16 protein-coding genes are annotated in these 15,008 nt (G+C 32.5%); 13 read left to right on the top strand and 3 right to left on the bottom strand.

The features are described from left to right. Positions 1–7 precede the first annotated feature (7 nt). Positions 8–310, bottom strand: coding sequence for a helix-turn-helix transcriptional regulator (locus JC605_RS09965; RefSeq protein WP_091496855.1), 303 nt, complete (start codon positions 308–310; stop codon positions 8–10). A 331-nt stretch (positions 311–641) separates the two neighbouring features. Between JC605_RS09965 and JC605_RS09960 the strand changes: the two genes are divergently transcribed. Beyond that, positions 642–1,136, top strand: coding sequence for a TlpA disulfide reductase family protein (locus JC605_RS09960; protein ID WP_198856029.1), 495 nt, complete (start codon positions 642–644; stop codon positions 1,134–1,136). A gap of 203 nt (positions 1,137–1,339) precedes the next feature. Here the strand turns inward: JC605_RS09960 and JC605_RS09955 are convergent, their stop codons facing one another. Beyond that, complete coding sequence (locus JC605_RS09955) at positions 1,340–1,720, bottom strand: hypothetical protein (RefSeq protein WP_198856028.1); 381 nt, start codon at positions 1,718–1,720, stop codon at positions 1,340–1,342. A 211-nt stretch (positions 1,721–1,931) separates the two neighbouring features. Here JC605_RS09955 and galA point away from each other — a divergent pair, with 211 nt between their 5' ends. The 5 genes from galA (at position 1,932) to JC605_RS09930 (ending at position 9,177) form a co-directional block, all read left to right on the top strand. Continuing rightward, positions 1,932–4,751 (top strand): beta-galactosidase GalA, encoded by a 2,820-nt coding sequence (galA, locus tag JC605_RS09950; RefSeq protein WP_198856027.1) that lies wholly within the window; start codon positions 1,932–1,934, stop codon positions 4,749–4,751. A gap of 429 nt (positions 4,752–5,180) precedes the next feature. Further along, a complete protein-coding gene (locus JC605_RS09945) occupies positions 5,181–6,050 on the top strand; it encodes an AraC family transcriptional regulator (protein ID WP_198856026.1) in 870 nt (289 codons plus the stop codon). A gap of 306 nt (positions 6,051–6,356) precedes the next feature. Further along, positions 6,357–6,764 carry a cupin domain-containing protein gene (locus JC605_RS09940; protein WP_198856025.1) on the top strand — a complete coding sequence of 136 codons (408 nt, stop codon included), beginning with the start codon at positions 6,357–6,359 and terminating at the stop codon, positions 6,762–6,764. A 221-nt stretch (positions 6,765–6,985) separates the two neighbouring features. Continuing rightward, positions 6,986–8,038 carry an NAD(P)-dependent alcohol dehydrogenase gene (locus JC605_RS09935; RefSeq protein ID WP_198856024.1) on the top strand — a complete coding sequence of 351 codons (1,053 nt, stop codon included), beginning with the start codon at positions 6,986–6,988 and terminating at the stop codon, positions 8,036–8,038. A 155-nt stretch (positions 8,039–8,193) separates the two neighbouring features. After that, positions 8,194–9,177: an aldo/keto reductase gene (locus JC605_RS09930; RefSeq protein ID WP_198856023.1), complete on the top strand. Its 984-nt coding sequence runs from the start codon at positions 8,194–8,196 to the stop codon at positions 9,175–9,177. 190 nt (positions 9,178–9,367) lie between these two features. Here JC605_RS09930 and JC605_RS09925 read toward each other — a convergent pair whose 3' ends face one another. Then, entirely contained in the window at positions 9,368–9,955 is a 588-nt protein-coding gene (locus JC605_RS09925) for a DUF4142 domain-containing protein (protein ID WP_198856022.1), read from the bottom strand. A 154-nt stretch (positions 9,956–10,109) separates the two neighbouring features. On the opposite strand from JC605_RS09925, the gene JC605_RS09920 reads away from it, so the two are divergent. The 7 genes from JC605_RS09920 (at position 10,110) to JC605_RS09890 (ending at position 14,926) form a co-directional block, all read left to right on the top strand. Continuing rightward, on the top strand, positions 10,110–11,150 hold the full coding sequence (locus JC605_RS09920) for a hypothetical protein (RefSeq protein ID WP_198856021.1): 1,041 nt from the start codon (positions 10,110–10,112) through the stop codon (positions 11,148–11,150). Positions 11,151–11,183: 33 nt separating this feature from the next. Further along, positions 11,184–12,059 (top strand): hypothetical protein, encoded by an 876-nt coding sequence (locus JC605_RS09915; RefSeq protein WP_198856020.1) that lies wholly within the window; start codon positions 11,184–11,186, stop codon positions 12,057–12,059. Between the two features lie 103 nt (positions 12,060–12,162). Then, positions 12,163–12,477 carry a hypothetical protein gene (locus tag JC605_RS09910; protein ID WP_198856019.1) on the top strand — a complete coding sequence of 105 codons (315 nt, stop codon included), beginning with the start codon at positions 12,163–12,165 and terminating at the stop codon, positions 12,475–12,477. A gap of 14 nt (positions 12,478–12,491) precedes the next feature. After that, a complete protein-coding gene (locus JC605_RS09905) occupies positions 12,492–13,082 on the top strand; it encodes a hypothetical protein (RefSeq protein ID WP_198856018.1) in 591 nt (196 codons plus the stop codon). Positions 13,083–13,308: 226 nt separating this feature from the next. Continuing rightward, positions 13,309–13,548: a Rho termination factor gene (locus JC605_RS09900; protein WP_198856017.1), complete on the top strand. Its 240-nt coding sequence runs from the start codon at positions 13,309–13,311 to the stop codon at positions 13,546–13,548. Between the two features lie 42 nt (positions 13,549–13,590). Beyond that, positions 13,591–14,685: a DNA topoisomerase IB gene (locus JC605_RS09895; RefSeq protein WP_198856016.1), complete on the top strand. Its 1,095-nt coding sequence runs from the start codon at positions 13,591–13,593 to the stop codon at positions 14,683–14,685. A gap of 76 nt (positions 14,686–14,761) precedes the next feature. Beyond that, the gene (locus JC605_RS09890) at positions 14,762–14,926 is read left to right on the top strand and encodes a DUF1328 domain-containing protein (protein ID WP_008463190.1); all 165 of its coding nucleotides are present in this window, start codon (positions 14,762–14,764) and stop codon (positions 14,924–14,926) included. Positions 14,927–15,008 lie beyond the last annotated feature (82 nt).

The following is a 15,008-nucleotide window of genomic DNA, read 5'->3' as shown; positions in this document are numbered from 1 at the left end:
AGTAATTTTACAAATTAGATTGAATTAATTTACTAAGTGCTTCAAAGGCACCTTCGTTACGTTTATAATAAGTCCATTGACCAACACGCTTGGCTTCAATAAAACCAGCACGCTGCAAAATAGACAGGTATTCGGATACTGTGGATTGCGTCAAACCAGCTTTGGCTTGAATCTGCCCAACGCAGACACCATGCTCAAATCCGGCATGTTCTAGCTGTCCCGGAAAGTTAATTTCGGGCTCTTTTAGCCATTCCAGCATTTGTAATCTGGACTTGTTGGATAATGCTTTAAATATTTCTATCGTTTCCATGATGCAAATATATCGACTTTTCCCGATATATGGATTTAAAGAAAAGTATTTAGGATAATTTTATGATTAGGGAGGAAGAAACTTTTTGTTACGCAAAGAGATTTTATTAAAGAAAAATTATATTTGTTTTAGTTTTAATCAAAGAAAAACGCAGAGTTTTATTCTCATTTTATGTCATTTCGACGAAGGAGAAATCTCCACGAGAAGCTCGACAAAGATTAGACATTCGTTGCGGAGTTACTTGCGAAGATTTCTCCTTCGTCGAAATGACAAACTATTGTGTTGATTATGAGATTAAAATAATCCTCAAACAAACAAAACTTAATCTATTATGAAAAAAACTGTACTTATTTTAGCATTCTTATGCTGTGTAATCACCAATTCTAAAGCTCAAGTTGTAGGCGTAGATGTTGGAAATATTGCACCAGAAATTGATCTTCCGGACACAAAAGGAGAAAAAATTGCACTTTCTTCTTTAAGAGGAACTTTAGTTTTAATTGACTTTTGGGCTTCTTGGTGTGGGCCTTGCATTAAAGAACAGCCATTATTAATAAAATTGAATAATGCTTATCCAGATAAATTATCGATTTACGGAGTTTCGATGGATACGAAAAAGCCATTATGGACTGGAGCAATTGCAAAAGGGAAGTTGCCTTGGACAAATGTTAGTGATTTAAAATACTGGCAATCTCCAGTTGTTAGCGATTATATGTTGCAATCTGTTCCATTAAACTTTTTAATTGATAAGAACGGAATTATTTTAGCAAAAAACATTCACGGACAGGCGTTAGAAGCTAAAATTAAAGAGCTTTTAGAGGTGCAATAGATTTTCCTTAACCTCAAAGTGTTTCATCTAAAAGATTTTCTCTCGCAGATTTGGCAGATTGAGCAGATTTAAATTTTTATAAATAGAAGAAAAAATCTCCATAATCTGCCAAATCTGCGAGAGAAATAAAATTTTGCAATTGCAGTTAAAAACATAAAAGCCCAATATAGATTGGGCTTTTAATTCTAAATTTTTAATTTTCTCTAAGACTCTTTAATTACTTTCTTTACACCTCCAAAACTAGTTTTCAGCATTTCTCTAATCTGAAACTGCGTTTTGTTTCCCGATGCGCTTTTCCAATCTTTGAGATCAAAAATATGAATTTGATCTGCGTAAGGATTTGTTAAAAATGAAATTCGTGAAATCGTATATTTATAGTATTTCAGTTCGTGCGAAACATGTCGATTTGGAACAACGATTAGAATGTTTTCCCAATTCAAAAAGTCTTTCGGAACGTCTTTTCTTTCTAACAATCCTAAAGATTCAAAAAAAGCGGTAATCTTCTGATCATTAAGTTTGTTAATCTTATGATCAAGGCTTTTAAAAGTACTTTGTAGTCTATTTTCGTTGATAATAGTACTCATCGTATAATTGCTTTTTATGATTTTAATATAAAATTACATCAAAAGAAAATCATTTTTGAATCTGAAGCCATTAGATTCATTCTAAATTTTAGAAACCGCTTTATAACTATTTGTTATGAATGAGTTATCATGTTTTGATAAAATACTATTAATCTTTCTTTGTTAAAAGCTTTATTTTTATCGCTATTTGATTTTATTAACAACCAAACCTATGAAAACCAATTTTTTCTTGAGAACTATTCTTTATTTCTTAATTCTATTTTCAATTCCTGTTTTTGCACAGCGCAAATCGGACAGAGATCTTATTCTGATTGATAAAGATTGGCGTTTTTCACTCGGTCATTTATATGACACAAAAAAAGATTTTGGTCACGCAGAAGGTTATTTTTCGTATTTGACCAAAACTGGATTTGCCGACGGACCTGCCGCAAAAGATTTTGATGATAGAGCTTGGAGAAAACTGGATTTGCCACACGATTGGGCAGTTGAACAGCCTTTTAACGAAAGCGCAAGTTTTAGTCACGGATTTAAAGCAGCAGGAAAAAACTATCCTGAAAAGAGCATTGGTTGGTATAGAAAGAAAATAACCATTTCGAATGAAGATTTGGGGAAAATTATTTCTCTAAAATTTGATGGCGTTTTTAGAAATTCAAAAGTATTTTTTAACGGATTTTATTTAGGAACCGAAGAAAGCGGTTATAATGGTTTTGAATATGATGTAACGGCTTACGTTAATTATGGCGGAGAAAATACAGTTGTTGTTCGAGTTGATGCTTCGATGGAAGAGGGCTGGTTTTATGAAGGAGCAGGGATTTACAGGCATGTTTATTTGCAAAAAACAAATCCACTTCATGTGGCACAAAATGGAACCTATGTAATTTCAGAAATTTCAAATGATAATGCTTTAGTTAATGCAGAAGTTAAATTGGAAAATAAAGGCCATTATAAAGGAAATGTAGAAATAAGTCAAACTATTTTAAATGCTTCAGGAAAGCAAGTAGCAACGAATTCTGAAAATGTTTCGGCTCCAGAATTTTACAAATCAGAAACATATTCATCAAAATTGAATGTCAAAAATCCGCTTTTATGGGATATTGATTCACCTAATTTATATCAGTTAATTACAGAAATAAAAAGCGAAGGAAAAGTAATTGATGAATATAGAACTTCATTTGGAATCAGAACCATAAAATTCGATCCAGAAAATGGTTTTTTTCTTAACGGAAAACATGTAAAACTGAAAGGGACTAATAATCATCAAGATCACGCAGGAATTGGAACAGCACTTCCTGATGAAATTCAGTATTATAGAATCGCAAAACTGAAAGCAATGGGCTCGAATGCCTATCGTTGTTCACATCATCCGCCAACGCCAGAATTATTAGATGCTTGCGATAAACTTGGAATGCTAGTTATTGATGAAACCCGTTTAATGGGAATAAACGATTATCATTTAAATGATTTGCAACGAATGATGGAACGAGATCGCAATCATCCAAGTATTTTCTGTTGGTCGGTTGGAAATGAAGAATGGCAGATCGAGGGAGGAATTACTGGTGAAAGAATTACCAATATCATGCAGGATTTCAGCAAAAGCATTGATCCGACAAGGCCTGTCACAGTTGGAATCAGCAGCGGATTTAAAAGCGGAATTTCTTCTGTGGTTGAAATTATGGGGTATAATTATTTAGGAAACGGAGATATTGATGCACACAGAAGTCAGTTTAAGAAACAGCCAGGAATGGGAACCGAAGAAGGTTCGACTTTTGCAACACGAGGAATTTACTTTACAGATGATGCCAAACATTATCAAAGTGCTTATGATAAAAAACCAAGACCAACTTTTTACAGTATAGAAGAAGGTTGGAAATTCTATGCAGAAAGACCTTATTTGGCAGGAATGTTTATTTGGACAGGTTTTGATTATCGCGGAGAACCAACGCCTTATGGTTGGCCATCTGTAACTTCTTATTTCGGGATGATGGATGTTTGCGGTTTCCCGAAAGACAATGTTTTTTACTTAAAATCGTGGTGGGGAAAAGAACCAGTTCTGCACTTGCTTCCGCATTGGAATTGGAGCGGAATGGAAGGCAAAGAAATCGATGTTTGGGCGTATTCGAATTGCGATGAAGTAGAGCTTTTTCTAAACAAAAAGAGTTTAGGAAAAAAGAAAATGGAACAAAATAGCCATTTAGAATGGAAAGTAAATTATACTCCCGGAACTTTGGAAGCTGTTGGATATAAAGACGGTAAAAAAGTACTTTCTGAAGTTCAAAAAACAACGGGAAAAGCAGAAAACATCAAATTGTCATTAGATAAAGAAAATGTTTTAAAAGGAAATGTTTCTGTTGTAACGGTTGAAACGACTGATAAAAATGGTTTGCATGTTCCAACTGCAAATGACGAAATCACATTTTCGATAAAAGGCGGAAAAATTTTAGGAGTTGGAAATGGCGATCCAACTTCATTAGAAAGCGATCAGTTTATTGATGACATTAGTTTGGTTGCTATAAATAATTTTAAGGAAAGAGAAGAAGCAAATGCAACTTTGCCACAGCAATTGCCAAGTTATTTAGAGAAAGAATGGACAGAAGCTTTTAAAGATCGAGATTATAAAAAACAAGCACCATCCTATATTTATAAAGGAGAATTTGATTTGAAAAATAATTCAGTTTCAAATGTGGTAAGTTTCTTTTATAAAAAAATAGGAGTAGAAACGGTAGTTTTTGTAAATGGAAATAAAGTAGAATCAAGCAAAGAAGATTCGCAAAAATATATTCTAAATGCATCTATTTTAAAAGAAGGCAAAAACACGATTCACATTGCAGCGACACCATTACAGAAAGTAAAAGACTGGGATGTTATGAATACGGATCCAGGAATTATTCAAGTAATAACACCAGCGGAATCTTGGAAAAGAAAGCTTTTTAATGGTTATGCTCAAATCATAATTCAGAAAGATGAAAATGTGAAGGAAGTTGTTTTATCTGCTTCTGGAAAAGGATTGCGATCAGCGAGTTTAAATAATTAGTTTTTTTAACCGCAAGGCACGCTAAGATTTGCGCAAAGGACGCTAAAAAATAAAATTTAGCAAAGTTGCTAAGACGCAAAGGCTCTTTTTAAAATAGTTATAAATGAATTGCGTCCAGCTTTAGCTGGATGTGAAATGATTGTAATGTTATCAGGGCTTTAGCCAAACAGTTCTCGGTTTGGCTAAAGCCTTTTCTATGCTTGTCTTTTTTAAACCTCCAGTTAAAACTGGAGGCAATTAAAAAAAAACTCCGCGTCTTAGCGACTTTGCGAGCTATTTCTTTCTCAAAACTAAAAACTTTGCTCCCGATAGCTATCGGGATTGCGTAATTCTTCGCGCTCTTTGCGGTTAAACCCGAAAACCTAAAACTTTAAACCTGAAACAAAAAATTAACAAAAGAATAATGTTTGATTTTCATAACTTTGCAAAATGAATAATCAGACAGAAACTCAGAATTGCGATTTTACTTCAGATTTAAAAATGAAGGGATTTAAAGTGTATCCTATAAATGGAGATTTTAGTAAAGTTCCCGTTTATAGCCGAAGAGACTTTTATAAAATCTGTATCAACACTAGTAAAAGCATTATACAGTATGCTGACCGCGGAATAGAAACAGACGGGACGATTCTGTTTTTTGGCAATCCGATTATTCCATATTCTTGGGAAACGGTTTCTGAGAAATTTGAAGGTTATGCCTGCGTTTTTACTGAGGAATTTTTTAAAACAAAAGATCGTTCAGAAACTCTTCAAGAATCACCTCTATTTAAAATAGGAGGAACACCGATCTTTACTTTAACTCCTGAACAAAAAGTGTTTATCGATTCGTTATTTCAAAAAATGATCGAAGAATACGAAACCGATTATGCTTTCAAAGACGATTTAATGCGCAGTTATGTCAATTTGATTATTCATGAATCAATGAAAATGCAGCCTTCAGAGAGTTTTTTCAAACATAAAAACGCCTCTTCAAGAATTACTTCTTTATTTTTAGAATTGCTAGAAAGACAGTTTCCAATTGAGACTAAAAACCAGCCTTTAGCTTTAAAAACGCCTCAAGATTATGCACAAAGCCTTTCTGTGCATGTAAATCATTTAAATCGTTCTGTAAAAGAAATTACAGGAAAACCGACTACAGCTCATATTACCGAGAGAGTTATCAACGAAGCAAAAGCTCTATTACAGCATACAGACTGGAGTATTTCGGATATTGGTTATTCGCTAGGATTTGAATATCCGAGTTATTTCAATAATTACTTCAAAAGACTTACAGGAACAGTTCCGAAATCGCTTCGAATGTAAATTGTTTCAATTTCTTAATTTTTTGTTTGAATATTGTTATTTCAGCATTGTAGTATTGTTCTACATTTGCCCTGAAATAAACAACGAATCTTTGTATCAGTTTTTTTAATGACTAAATAACACTTCACAAAAGCATGCTCCGCTTTGCATTTAGTTTTAAATTTTGATAATAGAAAAATATAAATTTTTAAAGTATTAATTAAAATTAAAATCTCTTTCTGAAAAGAGATTCGATGTACTGATTATTTCATTCAAATAAGCTTATAAGAATTTAAAATTAATTATTAACCTAAAAACAACGAAATTATGTCGACACATTTCACTGCTGTAATCGAAGAAGGTAAAATTCCAAATACTTATATGACAGGCGAAGTGTCATATAAAAAGCAGACAAGCGAAATTCATCCTGAAAATACTGTAATTAAAGATATTTCTTTTGAACCTGGAGCAAGAAGTAATTGGCACAGTAATGCAAGTCTGCAATTAATCATTGTAACCGATGGAATGGGATATTACCAAGAACGTGGCGGACAAATTAATCTTATCGAAAAAGGAAAAGTAATCACAGTTTTACCTGGAGTAGAACACTGGTATGGAGCAACTCCAAAAATAAAGTATTCTCATATTACCATTGTTACAGAAGTAGACAAAGGTTCTGGAACATGGCTGGACAGTGTTACTGATGAAGAATATTATTCTTTTGAAAGATGCTAAGACACTAAGATTCTAAGCTTCTGAGATTTTAAAATTTTAAGAACTTTTAGTTTTACGCAGATTTTACTGATTTATAACAGATTTTATTTTTTGATTAGGTTAAAATAATCGAAATTTATATAACTATTTGTAAATCAATGTAAATCAGCCAGATTTCTATTGCGATTTCTCAACAGTTTTAGACCTAAAACAAAAAAACAATAACAACAAATAAAAAAATTATGGAAACAAAAAGCATTAAAGCGTTTGGTACAGAAGCTGCCGAAGCACCATTAAAAACCTTAGATATTAAAAGAAGAGCTGTACAGGCGCATGACGTAGAAATCGAAATTTTGTATTGTGGAATCTGTCATTCTGATTTGCATTCGGCTAGAAATGAATGGCATGGCACTATTTATCCGATTGTTCCGGGACATGAGATTGTAGGCCGTGTTACTAAAGTTGGAGAACATGTAAAAGGTTTCAAAGTTGGTCAATTAGCAGGAGTAGGCTGTATGGTAGATTCTTGTAGAGAATGTGAGCAATGTAAAGAAGGTTTAGAGCAATATTGTGATCCAGGAAGCATCTTGACATTCAATTCTCCCGACGAACATTTAGGAGGACAAACTTTTGGAGGTTATTCTCAAAGTATTGTTGTTGATGAAAACTTCGTATTGCATATTTCAGATAAATTAGAACTTTCGGCTGTTGCGCCACTATTATGTGCAGGAATTACAACGTATTCTCCGTTAAAACACTGGAAAGTTGGTCCTGGACAAAAAGTTGGAATCGTAGGAATTGGTGGTTTAGGACATATGGGAATCAAATTGGCTAAAGCTATGGGAGCTCATGTAGTGGTTTTAACCACTTCAATGTCTAAATTCGAAGATGCGAAACGCCTTGGTGCAGATGAAGTTATCTTGTCTACAGATCCAGAGCAAATGGCAAAACATGCAAAAAGTATGAACTTTATTTTAGACTGTGTTTCTGCAGAGCATAATATTGATTCGTATTTAAATTTACTGAAAGTAGACGGAACATTGACACTTGTTGGAGCACCAATGGATCCTCTTCCTGTAACTTCTTTCAGTCTGATTTTAGGAAGAAGAAGTTTTGCAGGTTCAGCAATTGGGGGAATTGCAGAAACTCAAGAAATGCTTGACTTCTGTGCAGAACATAACATTACGGCAGACGTAGAAGTAATTGGCGTAAATGATGTAAATGACGCTTACGAAAGATTATTAAAAGGCGATATCAAATATCGTTTTGTTATTGATATGGCATCACTTAAATAAGATGCTAAGTTGCTAAGATTCAGAGATGCTAAGTTTTTCTTTTGTGTCTATAATTTTGGCTATTTTAGAAATTAATAATCCAAGACGCTGGGATTCAGCTCAAAGTAAAAAAACTTAGAACCTTAGTATCTCAGTAACTTAGAAACTTTAAAAACATGCATACACGTAAACTAGGAAATAGCAGCTTAGAAGTCTCAGCATTAGGACTTGGCTGCATGGGAATGAGTTTTGGTTATGGACCAGCTCATGATAAAAAAGAAATGATAAGTTTGTTACGTTCGGCTTATGAAAAAGGAATTACCTTTTTTGATACAGCTGAATGTTACGGACCATTTTTAAACGAAGAATTATTGGGAGAGGCTTTAGCGCCTTTTCGTGATAAAATTGTAATTGCTACAAAATTCGGATTTTTGGAAGGCGATTCTAAAAAAGGATTAGACAGCCGTCCAGAGTGGATTAGAAAAAGCATCGAAGGTTCACTGAAAAGATTAAATACAGATGTAATCGATTTGTATTATCAGCATCGTGTAGACCCGAATGTGCCTATGGAAGACGTTGCAGGAACGATAAAAGATTTAATTCAAGAAGGAAAAGTAAAACATTTTGGACTTTCAGAAGCGGGCGTAGAAAGCATTCGTCGTGCGCACGCAGTTCAGCCTGTCACTGCGCTTCAGAGCGAATACTCACTTTGGTGGAGAACTCCAGAAGAAGAAATTTTTCCAGTATTAGAAGAATTAGGAATTGGTTTCGTGCCTTTCAGTCCGTTGGGAAGAGGTTTTTTAACTGCTAAAATTGACGAAAATACGCAATTTGATAGCACCGATTTTAGAAACACTTTACCTCGTTTTACACCAGAAGCAAGAAAAGTAAATCAGGCGTTGGTTGATTTATTGTCTAAAATTGCCGCAGATAAAGGAGCAACAAACGCACAAGTAGCTCTTGCATGGATTTTGGCTCAAAAACCTTGGATTGCACCAATTCCAGGAACTACTAAACTACATCGTTTAGAAGAAAATCTTGGCGCTGTCGATCTAAAACTTTCAGCACAAGATTTATCAGAAATCGAAAATGCTGCTTCAAAAATTAAAATTGAAGGCTCAAGATATCCAGAGCATCTGCAGAAGATAGCGGGTAAATAAGATACTAAGGTTCTGAGATTCTAAGTTGCTAAGATTTTAACACAAAGAAAAGCTCAGAATCTTAGCATCTAAAAAAAAACAACCCCTCAAGCAATTCAACTCTTGAGGGGTTTTTTAGCAAAGATTTGAGGTTCTTAGATACATTATACTTAGAATCTCAGAACCTTAGAATCTTAGCATCTTAATTATTTTACTTTTTATCAAGGTTTTGTTTTAGCATTTTAGCGTGTTGTAAATGTGCTGTTAAACCTGCAATATTATTAGAAGCCCAAGTTCTTACTTCTTGATCGCTAGCATCTTTTGCCGCTTTTTCTAGTTTTTTGATGGCTTTTTCGTGACCGTCAATCATCATATCGGCAAATTTTTTATCAAAATCAACACCAGATTTTTCGTTTAGTTTATTGTATTCTTCTTGACCTTCTTCAGTTAAAGAAGTTGGCAGAGTAAAGTTTTTTGTTTTTGCTAAAGCACTCACTTCAGAAGCCGATTTAGTGTGTTCATCGACAAGCATTTTACCAAATTTTTTCACTTCGGCGTTAGTACTTTTTGTTTGAGCCAGTTTGCCAATTTCTATTTCAGCTAAATTAATTTCGGCTTGATCTACTAAAAATTCAGAGTCATCTTCTTTGCTGTCAATAGAATCAAATTTTGCTTCGTTTGCATCTTCAGCAACTTCTTTTGGATCTTCCTGTTTGGTTTCGTTTTTACAAGATTGAAGGAATATAATGATAAGTCCAGCTCCTAAAATGGCTTTTCCGGCTAATAATAACTTTTTCATGATTTTAATAGTTTAATGTTATAATGTAAAATTATTGAGAAGTTAAAGGAATACCTTACAGGATTTTTAGAGATTGTTATAGGATTTGGATGCTTATGTATCATTTTAAAATGTATGTTTGTAAAACAAATCTTAAAATCACAAAATAGTAAATATGAGTTTATTCAAAAGAATTTTTGGAAAGAGTGATAAAAATGTCTCATCGGAAGATGATAAACAAACAGAAACTATTCAAAAGACTAATAATCCTTTAGAAGAATATTTAGCTAAAAGTACTTTGACAACAAATACATCTGAATTGTTTAAAAATGAGTTGTATGATTCTTTAAATAGATATTATTCAACTCCAGATTTTAATCCGTCATTAAATTTAACAGATGATAATGGTGTTTCTTACAAAGAACACGAAGCATTTGAGGGAACTTTTAATGATTGGAAGAGTATAAGATCGGTTTGGGATAGAAGGTCTGCATTGTTTTTTTTGTGGGATGAAACAGAATTTGCCAAGTTGCTAAAATGGCAAGTAATTGAAAGATTCATAAAAGATAGGTATGGACTTAGAGCTATTGAATTTTATGAAAAGAATGTAAAAGAAGAAGATTTTGATAATATAAGATTAGCGGTTTCGATGTCTAAACTTTATCGCGTTCTGGATTCGCATAAAAGCGCATTACATTTTGCAAAAGGAGCCTATGAAACGAGGCCAGACGTAGAAATAGTAAAAGTTGAATATGCTACAGTTTTACATTTATCGGATAATGAAGATGATAGAAAGAAAGCACATGATTTAATGAACGAAGTTATTGAAAGCAAAATTAAGGGAGACGAGAGAAGCAATATTCCATTACTGAATTATTTTGTTTTTTCTAAAAATTATATAGATTCTTCTGTGTTTGCAGCAGTATTTCTGGCGCTGGGGAATTGCGATTTAGATACTTGGGACAAATTGGCTGAAGAGTATTATTGGTGTCCAAATTTCAGATATGAGCATGCCGTTTCTTTAAGTAATCAAGGTGAATCACTTAGAGCTATTGCCAAACTGAATTCCTTAGCAAACGAATTTCCTTGGTTTATTAAAGGAGTTTTAGCAAATATTGATGCCATAAATCAATTTAGAACAATTAGTAATGATCCTCATTTTATGAGCGAAGAGTTAAGTCAGATGGAAAAATATCTAGCAATGAGGAAAAACTAAATTGGTATTTATAATTATTTCTTAATCTTATTCATGAAGCAAAAAATTACACTCCTATTTCTTTTAGCGATAGCTTCTCTATCAGCCCAAATCAATTACAAAGGTTTCATTGGTAAATATCCAATCGAGTTTGTGTCTGAAGTTTATTTTTCTGATGGACAAGGATCTGCAATTTATGCATATTCCAATTATGATACTCCAATAGTTTTAAACGCTAAGCTTACCGGGAAAACTTTAGTTTTTACTGAAAAAGATAAAAATGATAAAGAAACAGCAAAACTAACTTTTGAAAATTACGACCAAGAAAGCGAGCAGCTAAATGGAGTTTGGAGAGATTTAAATTCTGGAAAAGAACTGAAAATTAGTTTGACCAAAGAGTTTGATGTTAAGCATGGAAATGATGTAGAATGGACAGAAATAGAAATTTTGCAACCTGTTTCTTTTAGAGACAAATATTTTAAATTGGTTATTTCTAAAGAAAAAGGCAGTTTTTATTCAAAGGTTTCGGGCGTGAAAATCATAGAAAAAAAGACCGATAAATTAATTCAGAAAGTCGATGTAGAATGCCAGCTTTGGGGATTGGATAACATAGATATTGGTGATTATAATTTTGACGGATTTGAAGATTTTTCTGTTTTTGAATCTAGTTATGCAGGACCAAATACTTCGAGAATATACTTTTTGTATAATCCAAAAACAGGAAAATATTTTGAGAGTAGCTTTAGCGGCACTTCTTTAGAATTTGATAGTACAGCTAAAAGAATTTACGAACACAATCAATGTTGCGCAGGAAGAAGCATTCAAAGAGCAGAATATAAAGTCGTTAACAATAAAATGATTTTAATAAAAAGGACTTGTATGGAATATGATGAAAAAACTCAGGACTATAAGAATATAAAATGTGATTAATTGTTTTTAAATTTATTATTAAATGAAGATCGCTAAGATAATTTCAATACTTTTTTTACTTATAATATTTTTTCTATATCTAAATTGCTTTTCATCTTTTGTAATGCCTTGGCAGAAAGAAGATGCTATTAAATGTGCCCTAAGTTGGGGACAACTTGAAAATCTTCCTGAGAAAGCAGAAATTATTAGTATGGAAAAAAGAGGTTCAATTTTTACTAGACAATTTATAATTGAATTTGAAAGTTCTGAATCTGAAATAAAGAAATGGATGCAACAAAGCAAAGGTTTCCAAAATAATATTCCAAAAATTAGAAAAAATACTAAAGTTTATGAAATTCATCCGAAAAGCTTACAATCTTATGGCGGAAGGGTAGAAATTACGGGAAATAAAGTTTTAATCAATATGAGTTGGAGTTAATAAAAACATTTAAAATGAAACAAATAATTGTTATAATTTTAGTGTCTATTTTGATAATTTCATGTAAACCCAAATCAGAAGTTAAAACGATTGATTTTGGAGATTTTGAAATAACAGTTCCAGAGCAATGGAATAAATTAGAAGTTAAAGGAACTGATAGTTATGTGGGTGGAATAATTACACCAGAAAAAGATTCTTTGATTTTTGATATTGGCTTGTATTCTGGAGATGTTTCAAATGATTTTGCTTTAGTTTTTGATAAAAACAGTTATGCTGAATTAACGAAAAAGGAAAAAGAGCTTTTGAAAAAAACGAAACATTTAATCGTTGATTCTTTGTCTGTAGATATTGACTTTGGCAAATATCAAAAATATAAATCTGTTTTTTATTCCATAGATTGTTTTAAAGCTAAAATGACAATACCTACTAATGTAGAATTTGGTGCAACAGGTATTTATATTGATAGTTTAAAAGGAAATTCTAAAGATTTTAATAAGGTAAAAATGGCTTTCTATGGTTTTGATTTAAAAGAGAAGACTCAAAATCAATTTGTAACTGCTTTAAAAACAATTAAATTAAAAGGATATTGCTATTTAGAAAAATAAGATTAGAAAAGATGATTATAATCCCAACTTCAAAAGAGTTGGGATTTTTTTTGCACCTAACATTTTACATTTCACAAAAAAACAAAAATTTACATTTCCACTTTCACAATTCCCATCCTACAAATATGAAATTTGTGACCAAAATTCTATAACAGATTCGCTTAACATTTTGAGGAACTTTGATTTATCAGATTTTTAGAATTTAATCCAATAAAAAATAGAAATCATGCCAAATCCAAGAATTAAGAATGAAGCGCAATATGAAGCATTGGTAAAAAAAGGATACAGCAAAGAGAAATCGGCACGTATTGCCAACACGCCAGATGCGGGAAAGAAAGGCGGAAAAGCAAAGCCTTATGACGAATGGACTAAAGAAGAACTTTTGAAACAAGCCAGTAAAGTGGGAATAAAAGGAAGATCTTATATGAATAAAGAGAAACTAATTGATTCTTTAAGAAATAATTAAACTTTAATACAGTATTGTTTCTGTGATAAAAATTTGAATATCATGAATGCGGCGAGAAAAGAAAATTTAATGAATCAGCTAATAAAAGCGCCACATCTAGTAATAGAAAAACTGGATTTAGAATACATTAATGATAAGCAATTGACAATTGTTCGTTGCCGCGAAGGAGAGAATTTCGTTTATAAAAAGAACGGAAAAGAGGTGAAGAGCAAAAACGAAATTAAACGAATTAATAGTTTGGTTCTTCCGCCCGCATGGGAAAATGTTCGCATCACAGGTGTTACAAATGGTCATTTACAAGCTGTTGGAACAGATCTAAAAAACAGAAAACAATATCGTTATCATCCAAAATGGAATCTGATTAGAAACCAAACAAAGTTTTATAAAATAGCTGAATTTGGAGCTAAACTTCCATCCATAAGAAAACAAGTTGATACTGATTTGGAAAAGAAAGAATGGTCTAAAGAAAAAGTTATCGCTTTGGTAATCCGATTAATGGAAGAGACGCATATTCGAATCGGAAATGAGAAATATGCCAAAGACAACAAATCTTACGGACTTTCGACTCTTAGAAAACGACATATTAACATCAATAAAAATTCACTCAGATTTGAATTTATTGGTAAAAAAGGAAAACTTCATACCATTACAACCCGCAATAAAAAGTTGGTAAAATTGGTAAGCCGTTGCGAAGAAATTCCAGGTTACGAAGTTTTTAAATATTACGATAAAAATGGCGAAAGAAAAGTTTTGGATAGCCATGCTGTAAACGAATATCTGCACAATATTTCGGGAGAATATTTCAGTGCGAAAGACTTTAGAACTTGGGCAGCATCAATTATTTTCTTTGAAAGTTTAATGGAAATGGGAATCACTTCAGAAGAAAAAGAAATCAAGCAGAATATCATAACTGCTTTTGATTTAACAGCTGAAGCTCTTGGAAATACAAGAAAAGTATGCAAAGATTATTACGTTCACCCGCTTTTGATTTCCACTTACGAAGACGGTTCTATTCAGAAATATTTCGATTTGGCAAAGAAAAGCCGAAGCACTCGAAAATATTTTACAAAATCGGAAATAGCGTTTTCGGAATTGATTCAGAATTACGAAATCAATTTAGAAACGCCTTGTTCATAAAAGAGTTACTGCATCTCTCCAAAAGCTTAAAGTTTGAAATGCAAACAAAATCTTTATTAACTAAAAAACTATTATTATGTTACGTTGGACAGTCACTTTTATTATTCTAGCCATAGTGGCGGGAATATTTGGTTTCGGCGGAATTGCCGCTGGAGCTGCTAGTATAGCTAAAATTTTATTCTTTATATTTTTAGTTCTTTTCGTTATTTCTTTAATCAGCGGAAGATCAACAAGAGTATAGAAGAAATATCAGTAAATACAAACAAATCAAAAACGGCACATTTCACTTAGTAGATGTGTCGTTTGTGGTTTCATTAAAAAAA

It is taken from the genome of Flavobacterium sp. IB48 (assembly GCF_016405855.1).
Taxonomy (GTDB): domain Bacteria; phylum Bacteroidota; class Bacteroidia; order Flavobacteriales; family Flavobacteriaceae; genus Flavobacterium; species Flavobacterium ginsengisoli.
Note: the sequence above shows the minus strand (reverse complement) of the source record. Positions and strands in the feature narration are given on the sequence as shown.

Coding starts and splice junctions, on each gene's coding strand:
- JC605_RS09965 (WP_091496855.1), bottom strand. CDS start 310: ATGGAAACGATAGAAATATTTAAAGCATTATCCAACAAGTCCAGATTA.
- JC605_RS09910 (WP_198856019.1), top strand. CDS start 12,163: ATGCCTTGGCAGAAAGAAGATGCTATTAAATGTGCCCTAAGTTGGGGA.
- JC605_RS09905 (WP_198856018.1), top strand. CDS start 12,492: ATGAAACAAATAATTGTTATAATTTTAGTGTCTATTTTGATAATTTCA.
- JC605_RS09940 (WP_198856025.1), top strand. CDS start 6,357: ATGTCGACACATTTCACTGCTGTAATCGAAGAAGGTAAAATTCCAAAT.
- JC605_RS09900 (WP_198856017.1), top strand. CDS start 13,309: ATGCCAAATCCAAGAATTAAGAATGAAGCGCAATATGAAGCATTGGTA.
- JC605_RS09935 (WP_198856024.1), top strand. CDS start 6,986: ATGGAAACAAAAAGCATTAAAGCGTTTGGTACAGAAGCTGCCGAAGCA.
- JC605_RS09930 (WP_198856023.1), top strand. CDS start 8,194: ATGCATACACGTAAACTAGGAAATAGCAGCTTAGAAGTCTCAGCATTA.
- JC605_RS09955 (WP_198856028.1), bottom strand. CDS start 1,720: ATGAGTACTATTATCAACGAAAATAGACTACAAAGTACTTTTAAAAGC.
- JC605_RS09890 (WP_008463190.1), top strand. CDS start 14,762: ATGTTACGTTGGACAGTCACTTTTATTATTCTAGCCATAGTGGCGGGA.
- JC605_RS09915 (WP_198856020.1), top strand. CDS start 11,184: ATGAAGCAAAAAATTACACTCCTATTTCTTTTAGCGATAGCTTCTCTA.
- JC605_RS09920 (WP_198856021.1), top strand. CDS start 10,110: ATGAGTTTATTCAAAAGAATTTTTGGAAAGAGTGATAAAAATGTCTCA.
- JC605_RS09925 (WP_198856022.1), bottom strand. CDS start 9,955: ATGAAAAAGTTATTATTAGCCGGAAAAGCCATTTTAGGAGCTGGACTT.
- JC605_RS09895 (WP_198856016.1), top strand. CDS start 13,591: ATGAATGCGGCGAGAAAAGAAAATTTAATGAATCAGCTAATAAAAGCG.
- galA (WP_198856027.1), top strand. CDS start 1,932: ATGAAAACCAATTTTTTCTTGAGAACTATTCTTTATTTCTTAATTCTA.
- JC605_RS09945 (WP_198856026.1), top strand. CDS start 5,181: ATGAATAATCAGACAGAAACTCAGAATTGCGATTTTACTTCAGATTTA.
- JC605_RS09960 (WP_198856029.1), top strand. CDS start 642: ATGAAAAAAACTGTACTTATTTTAGCATTCTTATGCTGTGTAATCACC.